Here is an 11,847-nt window from a genome sequence, read left to right as displayed (position 1 = left end):
TCTATTACTTAAAACACTATTGACTATTTTTTTTATCTTCTCGAAAGGTAGTAAATTGGTTATTTCTATTTCTTTAGAGTTACACTCACGAAGTAAAGCTATTATTATACGAGAAACAAAATTATATGTATTAGCTGTAACAAGCTTATACTGAATTTTAACTAGTTCACAAAGAAAATCTAAATTGTCATTACTATTACTAGTAATGTAACGAAAGGTACTTGCAAAAAAAGGAAATCCTAACTTTCCTATTTCTTGGTTAAAAGGTAAGGTCAAGCTATCTACATATATAAAATCTAACTCTGTTATCCCTTCATTAGTCCACCTTTCTTCAGCCTGTAGCCATTCATCAATATCTCCTAATTCTCCGTTTTCGACTCTGGCTGCTATCTCTAACAGTTCAGATGAGTTATTAGATGCTGTAATACACGCATTAATTTGCCAAGGAGTTTGGAATTTTAACCATTGGAAGAATTCAGGGCTATAGTTATTAGCAATACTTTTTAAAGCTTGAGCAAGTAATCTTTTTGAAGGATTTTCTGAAAAATTGATAATTTCAATATAACATTTCCAGTGCGTATGTAAATTAGAAGGTAATGTTTTAATTAAAGTATATGGGAAATTAGCTAACATCAAAGTAGGGCAATAAAGTAAATATAAAAAATCATTATGTACTCCATATAGCTGAATATGAATACTTTCAAATCGCTCTGATAATCGTCTTTCTTCAATTTCTAATATTCCATTTAACCAAGATATTTCAGAAACTTTAGATGTCTTTAAACTTCTTTGATTATTTACATTTTTAAGGAGTAATTTTTGTTCAAAAACAGCCGAGACAAGGTTAAATCTACGTAATGAAGAAGGCGATATTTCAGGCAAAAGTTCTTTGAATTTTAAGAAAGCCCAAGATTCTTCCAACGAAAAAGGAAGAGAAACTAATTTAAAATAATCCTGAAGAATATCTAATTTTTGACTTTCCTCTTGTGGCCAGTATCTATAGCATAGATTCTTAGCCCAATCGATACCTGTATCAGCTAATTGTATTAAGCACATCCATGCTCTTAAATTTCTGGATATATCTTGAGTTATAACTCTTTTTTCTAGTTCATCTTTGTACACAGGTTCAAGCTCATTAACATACGCATCTGCTAGTTGAATTTGGCTACTCTCAAACGGTATATCAAGTAATTTTAACGCAAGCCGTGTAAACATTCTTAAATATTTTGGTTGTCGTCTTGATGACCCATCTTCAATAATATCTAAAGCTAACTGTGAACCAGCTAGCGAAAAGCTACAAATTTCATCTGTTTCATTTAAAGCAGCACAAATGAAATAAATTTTATCTCTTAAGTATTGCCTCTCAGTAAAACATTTTCCCACAGCAAAGAGAAAGACATTTCTCCAGTTTGGAATGGATGCGATTTCTTCCAGTCTAGAGCTAACGACCTGCTCGTTTCCGTCCATTAAGGCTTCAGATGCCATAAATTCTTGTAGAGATCTAATTTCAAAGCCAACTTCGTCCAATTCTAGACCAACAAGAAAAACAAGGCGATTTGCCGCAGCTTCAATAATTTGTTTTTTGAGAGCATTGCGTTCTTTTTCATCGTGTTCTTCCTCAATTAAACGATCTTCCACTATTTCAGCAAATCGTTCTGATGAAAGACGTGCATCGGTTCTACCTGATTTCTCACTCTCAATTTGAAGCAGTATACCTACACGTTTATGTATTATATCAACGTCTACCTTATAATCACGAAGAATTTGGGAAGCAGCAATGTTCCGTTCTACCTCACGCTCATAAATAACTTTGTAATAGTCCTTAAACAAATTCCATCTTTCTTGTGGAGGTTGTCCTACACGATCTACTAACACTGTCATTATTGTCACTTGCAAAGGGCTACGCATTAAGCGAGTTGTAGCTTCATTTTCAGCAGCTCTCTCTAAACGTGTTACTATTTTTCGTTGCCGATCTGGTTCATCTGCATACCGAACCTCTGTTAGGCGGTGAGCATAATAAAGCGCTCTTCCTGGAGAGAGGGGTGTTAACCATATATGGCAATATAACTCAGGAGAAAAGTCTTGATTATATCCTTGTGGTCGTGTCGTTGCCACAACCATAATATCTGCATTACTATCGGCTGCATCTATCCAAAAATCTTGAACTGCGCTAAGTACTTCGTCTCGATTACTAGATGCTGGAACCTCATCTAATCCATCTAAGATAATTAGCCAAGGATATTGCTGAAGCCACTGACGTAAATCATCTATTAATACTTCTCTGTTGGTTCTTTTGTAAATTTCTTCTGCTATGTAGGCAAGTAAAGAATTTATATGACCAGATTTTTTACCTGCTAAAGCTGTTGCAAATTCGCTAAGGACAACCCGTATTGGAAAGCGTCCTCCTATTGGTAACTTAATTCCTTCTTTACTGCATTGTTTCTCGAATTGAGTTAAAGCTTGCCTTACGCCAATTTCAAGCGGTTTAATTATTTTTTTCAAAATTGCTGCACGGAAAAGCTGACACAGAAATTGGCTTACTGTCGTCTTTCCTTGACCTGGGCCTCCAATTACAACAAATCTTCCTGGCTGTGGCTTGAATAGTAGAGATTCTGCAATACCCTGTTGAGAATTTAAGGTGTTTAATGATTCTAAATCAAACTTTTGTTGAGATACTTCTATAAATCTTGCCACAATGCCTGGATTCAGCTCATCTTTATTTAAAAATGCCTCCTCTTCAAGTAGTTCTGTTACTCGTTTATCTGAGAAAGGTAAATCCGTAAAGACGTATGCCAAAGGAATACGTTCTTTTTCATTTGAATGACCAGCCTGTTCAAGATTTGCATATTGATCAGCAAGTAACTCTTTTTGCAAAAAGTTTGATATTATTTGCTCAAAATCTGGTTTACTTAGCTTAATTGAAGCAATTATTTCTGATAAAACATCTCCAGGAGTAATCCAAGCCGCATATGCTTTTCTAATATCCTCAAAGTTGTCAAGAAATGTTCTAATTTTGTCATAATCCCAAATATCATATCCCTTAATTGGAACTATTTTGTTGAACTGTCGAATTAGATTATAAGCTTTATCTTTTGAACCTTTTTCCTGTACAGGAGTCAACACAACATTAGTAGCAAAAATATAGTACTCAGGCTTTCGGCGAGTCTTCTTAGAATCAGCAAAAGCTTCAAGCTCTGATTTGAGTTGTTCGAGTGCCCACTCTGCATCTTTTCCTGCATCATCTTGAGGGCGCTGCTTAAATTTTGCTTGGATAACGATATATCCATTCCAAGGATTGCTGCCTTGTGGATAGTTAGTTTCACCTTCAAAAGTAGCTTCTCGACCGCCATCAGGGCCATCACCATATACAATCACCCCAGAGCTGACTGCCTTTATAGCAATTGCCTGAATTAACTGCTCAAAAGAACGGGTAGATAGCCCTGTGAGATTGTAATCTGGCATATCGGCACCATAAGGAAAAATTCTATTTATTATTTAGTTATAACAGTAACTTTGATGACTAAGTAATGTTTTTACACTGTCTGATACTTAAAAGAGAATCTAGTATTTTTACTTAGTAGTATCAACTAACTGAATAATTAGTTTATATTAGTGTTAACTACTTTGTAATAACAGCTAACTATGAGTAAGAGATCATTAGCAGTGCAAGTATGCCCATGAGAAATCGGATTAAGGAGTTTGTTGACAGCAGAGGTATGAGCGTTTATCAGTTCTGGCAGGAAACTGGTATCAGCCGGACTACTGCGTATAACCTATACAACCATTCTGCTCAGTATCCTGCTAGAGATGTCATGGATGCGATTTGCACTCGATACAACATACAACCAGATATTTTGCTGAAATGGATACCAGCCCAGGAACCGAAAAATGGCAATTGATCTTGCAACTATAGATCCCCTTACTTTACCTTCAGTATCTCTTCACGAGCGATTGCAGTCTATCATAGCCGATCTTCAATCCCTAAACCCTTTGGAACTTCTATCTGTATCACTAGAAAAGCGATCGCAGTTACCAGTTACTTCCGGTATTTATTTTGTAATTGATACACAAAACGAAGTGCGGTATATAGGTAAAGCTATCAATCTTCGAGAAAGGTGGAGAAATCACAAAATTTTAAAAAACGGTTTATTGCAGTGGCGAATTGCTTGGTTTGATTTATCAAAAGAGCAACTAGACATCTTTGAAAGTAAGTTAATCTGTAAGTATTGTCCTGATCTCAACAAGTTATATCCTTTTAAAGTTTCTCCAGGAAGAATTAAGGAAATTCGACATCAGCAAGGGATTCAACAGCAGAAACTAGCAGAGGCTTTGAATTGGACTCCTTCTTACCTTTCGGTAATTGAGAGAGGAGGAAAATCAATTCCACTGCAAACACTTAATCAACTTTGTAAAGCACTCAACTGTAATCCAGGCGATTTATTGAAGTTCGAGCCAGATTAAAATATGCAAAGCCTAGCAATACCTACTTAGACTAGGCAAGCACCAGATAACCACATTTGAAAGCTGACTAGATTTGTGCCACTGTCGCAGTAAGCATTGGGGCAAACACAAGGAGGTATAAGTTAGATATGGTGATACCAATAGAAGAATCAATGCAGATCAAGTGGCGCTTGGCTGTATTGATGGCTGATAGAGAAATCGACTATAAAAAGCTTGCCCAGATGACAGGGTTGCATCCTGTAACCGTCAGCAAGCACAAAAATATTCGGGTGATGCCAGAGAGACTAGACAGAGACACGCTAGAAAAATACTGCAAAGCTCTTAATTGCCAACCCGGTGATTTGTTAACTTATGTGTTAGACAAATCAAAAGACCAAACATCGTAAAGTATTGCTTTTGACAGGCATTTACTAACTAATAAGTCGAAAGTATTTTTTCCTCTAAAGTCTGAACCATTTTATGAAAACTCTATTTTTAAAATTGATTTGCAATCGACTTTAAGCAATGCCACTGAACCAAAAGAGGTGGAATAATGACTAAACCACCCCGTAAGCGCAACAAAGCCACCTCTACCGCATCCAGTGACGACACGCCACCAGATAACCTGACCCAAGAAGAAAACCCAGCTACAGCAACAATCACTGTCACTGCCGTCGAAGTTTCAGAATTAACCGAGCAGGAAATTAGTGATCGCTTGCATCTTGAACGGAAAGTAGAACGGGCGTTTTTTGAAGCGGGGAAGGCGCTGGCGGAATTACGCGACCGCAAATTGTACCGTTCAACTCACAAAACCTTTGAAGAATATTGCAAGCAAAGGTTTGGTTACACGCGGATAGCAGCCAGCTACAAGATTGCCGCAGCGACAGTCATGGACAATTTGTTAACCAATGGTTTACAAAAAGAAGAAATAGCTACGGATGAATTACAGACTCCAAAAATGTTAACCAATGGTTTACAAATTTTGCCAAATAATGAACGTCAAGTACGCCCTTTGGCTTCTTTAGAGCCAGAAGTACAAAGAGAAGCTTGGCAGAAGGCAGTGGAGGAAGCGGGTGGTAAAGTTCCAAGTGGTAGAATCGTCAAAGATGTTGTGCAGCGCATCATGGAACGTACCAAAATACCAAACACCTACCAGTTGGGCGAAGTCTGCCAAATCCTAGTTAAGGATAACCCCGAGCTTAGGGGCAAGGGTGGCTGCTGGGGGATTGTCAGCCAAGCAAATGAGTTCAGTTGCACTGTGAGAATGTGGGATGGCGAGTACGCCATTGGGTTGCAGCACCTCAAATCTTACAATTACCTGCCTGCCGAGTGTCAGCAGATGCAGGTGATTTGCGATCGCATTGCCAAGATATATTTCGATTCATTGGAGGAGACAGCCAGAAGCTTGTTGCAATTATTGGGAAAACTAAATCGACCTTGGTTAACTGCTGTAGAGGAGAAATTGTTGAGTGTTTTGGAGTCTGAATATAGTGGAATATTTTAGAGGTAAAAATTGGATACAATAGGTGAAGCTCAGGTTACTCAATTTTTTTCTAATGCCCTTCAAGATGAAATTCAAAAAAAATGGGGGCATAATGCTATTTTTTTATTTGGGAACTTTGCTGGGAAACAAGACAAAAAGTTTGCTGACTTTTTTGCTGGGACAAGATCAAAAAACATACTTATTGAATTTAAAGAATCTAAAAGAAATTTGAAAGATGAATTAAGGAAGCCTCTGAGAGAGAGTCTTTGCTTTACTTTGAATGACGAAATAGCCACGCTTTCTCGAAAGTGTCATTTTGCTGCATGGAGAGAAAAAAATGTTAAAGGGGATGTTAATATTAGTATAAATATTATTCCTTATATTGATGAAGTGTGTAAACAATTTGGTGATTTACCAGGATTAGTTAAAAATTTATTAATGAAAGATTATCCAACTTTTCATGAGAAATTTATTGAAAAATTTCTTTTAGATGAAGTTGGTGTTTCATATACTGAATTTAAAGATTATATCAATCATTTATCAGAAATTGCTAATTTCAAAGACAGAGATAACTTTAAAGCTGTACTTTATAGCCGTGATAATAACACTCAAAAGCTTCGAGGAACTCAATTCTCAAATCTAAACCAGGCTTTAGAATTAATCAACTTGAATCCACCAATATAGTGATTTATTCTTGTTTTGTCACTTTCTGAATATTATGAATAAAATAATTTCAAAATAAAACTTTACAAAGTAGGTAGAGCATTGTTCTGCATCAGGTGAATCAAAATCGTCCGTAAATTCTGAGGATGATATCTTCCAGCAAGTATATCTGTGACTTGAAGAAGATTTTGGACAAGTTGCAAGTTGAAATACCTATAACTTCGTTAAGGCATTAAGCAAGCGATCGCTCTTTTGGAAAAAGAAAATGGACAGAATAACAGAAATGGAAGAAGAAAATGGACACAAATCGTTCATCAACAATTACTATTACTAATTTTGAGGTCTAGGAATTAAGGTAGATGGCACAAAGTGATTGTCTTGCTTATTTGACGAATTTGCAAGAAAAAGTTTTGAGTGTTTTAGAGTCTGAATAAACGGCGAGAGAATCCTTTGAAAAAATTTATAAATTTAGATTTGATGTTTTTATATTACAGTTTTTATAAATTTAATAGAACCATCTTAAACTCAGTCCTTGTCATTCATTAAAATTCTAATTGCAATTTATTGCTTTTAATTTAGTGCGGAAAAAAGAGTGATCCTATATTTTGTTCTTTCCTATTACGTTCGCTAGCTATTCGTCTTTCTAGCGAACTATGTGTATCCCTTGCCCAAAAAGACATTTCTGGTACTGAATGTGTAAACCATTTTTTCAGAGGTATTAAATAAGCTTCAAAGTATGGGATTATAGACCCCGACCATGAACTAGGATGTATGCGACGTGATAAGGTGAGGCGAAAGGATTCAAAAGCACCAAATTCATAAGATAAGCTTTCCAAAGCAGGATGCCATCTATTATTACCCATTTCATCCGTATCAATTATAGGATAAAAAATACATAGGAACGGTACACGTATTTCTGGGTTAACTTTAGCCCATTTTTTATATTCATTATCCGAAATACCGAATAGTATACCTTCTTTATTGTGAGATTCTCCATCAAATAAGTGTTGTGAAGGCTCAATAAGAGCTTTTAAAAAATAGATTTCTGATGGAGTCGCAGTTTCAAAGAAACGTGATAAAGCTTCCCAGATTAAACTTGGTTTTTCTTTAACTAACAATCTAATGATATTTCGGCAATAGTCATCTAATGCCGCAAAAATTTGGTAGTCTTCAACTTGGCACATTCTTATAACTTGATTACTTAAACCAATTGCAAATTCATCTCTAATCCCATAATGTTTTTTTACTAAGAGAAGAAGCCGCTCAAACAAATTACCATCTCTTCTAGTTGCCTTTGTTTTTTCAAAAATTTCTTGTGAAGTGATTATTTGTTTAATCCGTTTAGCAAGTTCTTGATCGAGATCCTCTCTATTGTGTTGGTACATGGAAATAATTTCAAGAGATGTCCATACACCTTCTGCTCCGTAATTAAAAGCTAGTTCATCAATCAAAGGAAGAATTTCTTTGACACTAAGGTTTTGTAATCCTTGTCCATAGGACAAATACACACAACTTGTTACAGGTATATTTCTCTGTTTTACACTTTGAACAATTTTATTTAATCTCTCAACAGAAATGTTAATTGCAGTGTATATATTTACCATCTGATCCTTGAGAGCATCTGATCTTAAAGCAATCTGAATGCACTCACTTGAAGCTTGAGTATCCTTTTTATCAATACCTACAATTAATCCACGGATAAATTGTATCCCCCTTCGCTCACTAGATGACTCAAATTCGTTTACTGCAAATTGAAAAGCTTTTACGGGATCTTTCAATTTCATAGCTAACTCATGAGTAAAGGGAAACACATTATTTAATTCTTCTCTAACCATTACTTGAATAGCTCTATATATAAGCTGTTCGTCTTCTGCAATTTCAGCAGCAATTTCCTTGGCTTTTCTGGTTGAATATTCAAAATCTTGAGTGTATATATTATCTTTATCGTAGTTTAAGTCAGGATCGTTAATATCTGCTGTCCAAAATTTCGTGTAGAGAAGTGCCTTCTGTATTGGCTCGGTTGGCATAAGTTCGTTATAAAGCTTTCTGACTTTTGCAGAAAACTCTTCTGATGCATCTTTTCGATTAAAATATAGCCAATCGCCAACTCCTTTAATAGCCTCAAACCAAACTCCCTTGCCCTTTGTTATTTTAAGTAGAATCTTCTCAATGTCATCAAAAAGATACTCGCAAAAGAGTGAACGGATTGAGTTAGCAATAATCTTTTCGCATTTGTTAGCAAATTGCTTATGTTGGTAACTTATATGGTACAGTCTTTGAAGACCTTCTTTATTAAAATCAAAAACTTCAGCCCAAATTTTTGGTATCCAATCTTTAAGAGGAGGTTGATTACCAATTTGATTAGAAATGCTTAAACCGGAGAAATAATCTTGCTTAAGAGTATTTTCCAATACTTCAATACAGACTAAAATAATTCTTTCATCGCCAGATGATATTCCTCGATCAAGTATTGCAAATCTTTCCGATGGTTCAGCTTCTGTTCCACTTAAATATAATTGAAAAAGCTGTTTGAATCGGCTATATACCTGACTTGAAGAAGATTGATTTTCAAGTGCAGCAAATTGCATGAGCATTAACGCAGCTATGTAAAACGAACTTCTACGAGAAACCAATATTGACAAAACTTGTACAAATTCTTGCTTGCAGGTTACTGCTTCCTTTAAATTATCTATAGACAAGTCTTTATATAAATAATGGATAGTATCAGCCACACTATCAGGTTCGATATGCACTATGGCATTTAAACACTGAGAGCCAATATCTGTTTTCAATTTCTCTAACGAACCGCACCAAGCATCTCTTGCTAAAAGCTGTTGAGCGACTGTAGCAGCTGTTTTTGAATCACCGAAATAGCACCATTGGCTTAAAAAAGATTTACGTAGTGATGGAGAAGCGTTTTCTATAAAATTAATGATGGTTTTTACTCGGAGTAAATCTAATCGCCTTGTTCCCAAAAATGCTACTATTGGCTGGAGTTTAAGTGCAAAATAGGGATTACGGTAATCTATAAGATTTTGTTTTGCCGCGAAAGCTAAGTGTTCATACATTTCATCACCAGTTTGCCTGGCTAAATTTTCAGCAACAAAATCAATCTCATCACTGACATTTCCATCTGCACCTAATTGTTTGAATAATGCAAGACACTCAATTGCTCGAACTTGTTCTGGTCTATTTATGTAACAACCTGACAGAATGCGTTCTACAACATCTTCAATAGACTTGAGAATTGGTAATCCCTCTGAATAATTATTCGTAGCTAATACTGCAATACGTGGATAACCAGCACTTATATTTTTAATAAAGTTAACATCTGAATAATCAGCATTAGGGTATCTTTGTCGAATAATGCCTTCAATAAGATCATCATCAGCAGGAGTAACAGAAATATTGAGGCAGTTATCTTTCTCAATAGATTGGTTATCATTACCAATTGTAATAATTTTGAGGTTGCTACCTTCAGTCGTGACAATTTCACAAAGTTTGACAGCAGTATCGCGTGGGCATTCATCTATGATCATTAGTACAGAATTTTTAGACTCAGCAATGCTCTGAGCTATTTGAAAAATCTGACTGCCAATGTCCCTAAAATCACAATAAATTGCAGACGTTGTTAATGCAATCTTCGCTGTTGTAGTTTCATCTTTCAATACCTCATATATAAACCGAGTTTTCCCTACACCTGATGAACCAATAATTCTGACCAATTTTCTAGAATCAGCTAGGAAATCTCCAATTCGTTCTTTTACTTTATCAAAAGTAAGGGAATTATTAATACTACTTTCACTTCCAATAAAAAAACGCCTTGCTTTGTCTTCTACTTGCGAAATTGATATAATTTCAGCTTGCCGTCCCCATGTTTCAACTGTTTGAAGACTCTTTAAACTAAGCCCAGATTGCTTTTCATTAAGCCAGATGGCGATCGCGGGATGTTGTGATACCCAATCAGCAATTTTATTTGCATCATAAATGTCAATAGCTTTTAATTGATCAGGATCAGCACCAGCATCTAGAATGCCTTGCTTGATTGCGTCAATCCGTTTATCGTATTTAGTCCCAATCAACACAGCAGAGGTAAAACCGATATAAGAACCATTTTCCGCGATAGCTTTTGTAACTGCTTCATTTAACAGCTTTGGAGCAACTCCCTTTTTCTGGGTACCCTTTGTCCAAACTTCTTTCTTCCAACCTGCTGGTTCTGGATCAGTAGCTTTAGCCTGAAATATACAAAATCTAGAAGGGAGATAATTTGTTTGTTCAAACCCTTCGACCCAGGAGATTCTTGCGTCTTCTCCTCCGTCTGGAACAGTAATTTGAAGGGGTACTGAAACTCCTCTTAAACTTATACCCGAACGTTGAGCTTCGGCGTGTAGTAATTTTTTTAATAGTTCAACAAGCTCTTTACTATCTAATTTCTCAATCTGAGACGAGGAAATACTGAAAATCATGTAATAGTTTGTTTTTTATTAGGCTTTAATACTAATTTTAGCTTGCTTAAGCAGTAGTATAGTTTTTTGGTTTTTTGATGAAAAAGTTTGCCAAATCGTTGTCAAAGAAAACTCTGAACTCAAGAGCATGGGCTGGTGATTCAAGATTGGGAGCTTGAGCAATAAATAATATCTTTTGTGGACTTAAATGAAAACTAATGCTGCTCGACTACTGGACAAACTAGGTATTCCCTACCAAATCCTGAGCTATGAAGTAGATCCTGACGATCTGGCTGCTGAAAGTACAGCTCAGAAAGTAGGACTTCCCGCAGAGCAAGTTTTTAAGACTCTAGTAGTCAGAGGTGACACCACAGGTATCTGTTTTGCTGTTATACCTGGAAATGCTCAGTTAGACTTGAAAGCTTTGGCACGGATTTCAGGAAACCGCAAAGTTGAGACGGTTTCCCTGAAGGAAGTTCAGCCACTAACAGGATACATCCGTGGGGGTGTGACAGCTTTAGCTAGCAAAAAAGACTATCCAGTTTACCTTGATGAAACAGCAACCCTATTTGAGCAGATCACTGTTTCTGGTGGAATGCGAGGTATGTTGCTTCTGCTATCGCCATCTGACTATTTACGTGCGGTTAATGGCACTTTGGGAGCAATTGTACATTAAACCAGTTCTCACCAAGCATACTTAAGTACAAGTTGCGTTTATTACATAGAGATATTAAAGCTAAAGTAAATAAATAACAGTATATTAGCGGGTTACAACCCAGTACTAGGCTAACTACGATATAGCAAATCACACATTAT

8 protein-coding genes are annotated in these 11,847 nt (G+C 36.1%); 6 read left to right on the top strand and 2 right to left on the bottom strand.

Translation table 11 applies throughout. The annotated features are described in order from the left end of the window. A partial coding sequence (locus G1O98_RS19755) for a hypothetical protein (RefSeq protein WP_202985806.1) occupies nt 1–3,462 on the bottom strand: 3,462 nt, incomplete at its 3' end. Between the two features lie 209 nt (nt 3,463–3,671). Between G1O98_RS19755 and G1O98_RS19750 the strand changes: the two genes are divergently transcribed. The 5 genes from G1O98_RS19750 (at nt 3,672) to G1O98_RS19730 (ending at nt 6,607) form a co-directional block, all read left to right on the top strand. Then, complete coding sequence (locus G1O98_RS19750) at nt 3,672–3,899, top strand: helix-turn-helix transcriptional regulator (RefSeq protein WP_163930827.1); 228 nt, start codon at nt 3,672–3,674, stop codon at nt 3,897–3,899. Then, on the top strand, nt 3,889–4,461 hold the full coding sequence (locus tag G1O98_RS19745) for a helix-turn-helix domain-containing protein (RefSeq protein WP_163930825.1): 573 nt from the start codon (nt 3,889–3,891) through the stop codon (nt 4,459–4,461). Before G1O98_RS19750 ends, G1O98_RS19745 begins: the two co-directional genes overlap by 11 nt. 128 nt (nt 4,462–4,589) lie before the next feature. Then, nucleotides 4,590–4,847 carry a helix-turn-helix transcriptional regulator gene (locus tag G1O98_RS19740; RefSeq protein ID WP_243458483.1) on the top strand — a complete coding sequence of 86 codons (258 nt, stop codon included), beginning with the start codon at nt 4,590–4,592 and terminating at the stop codon, nt 4,845–4,847. A 146-nt stretch (nt 4,848–4,993) separates the two neighbouring features. Further along, the gene (locus G1O98_RS19735; protein WP_163930823.1) at nt 4,994–5,944 is read left to right on the top strand and encodes a hypothetical protein; all 951 of its coding nucleotides are present in this window, start codon (nt 4,994–4,996) and stop codon (nt 5,942–5,944) included. Nucleotides 5,945–5,953: 9 nt separating this feature from the next. Then, a complete protein-coding gene (locus G1O98_RS19730; protein ID WP_163930821.1) occupies nt 5,954–6,607 on the top strand; it encodes a hypothetical protein in 654 nt (217 codons plus the stop codon). Nucleotides 6,608–7,161: 554 nt separating this feature from the next. On the opposite strand, the gene G1O98_RS19725 is transcribed toward G1O98_RS19730, so the two are convergent. Next, entirely contained in the window at nt 7,162–11,052 is a 3,891-nt protein-coding gene (locus tag G1O98_RS19725; protein WP_163930819.1) for a hypothetical protein, read from the bottom strand. Nucleotides 11,053–11,239: 187 nt separating this feature from the next. Between G1O98_RS19725 and ybaK the strand changes: the two genes are divergently transcribed. Next, complete coding sequence (gene ybaK / locus G1O98_RS19720; RefSeq protein WP_163930817.1) at nt 11,240–11,707, top strand: Cys-tRNA(Pro) deacylase; 468 nt, start codon at nt 11,240–11,242, stop codon at nt 11,705–11,707. Nucleotides 11,708–11,847 lie beyond the last annotated feature (140 nt).

The organism is Nostoc sp. UIC 10630, from assembly GCF_010747425.1.
Classification (GTDB): Bacteria; Cyanobacteriota; Cyanobacteriia; order Cyanobacteriales; family Nostocaceae; genus Nostoc.
The sequence above is the reverse complement of the archived record's forward strand: the minus strand, read 5'-3'. Positions and strand labels throughout refer to the sequence as shown.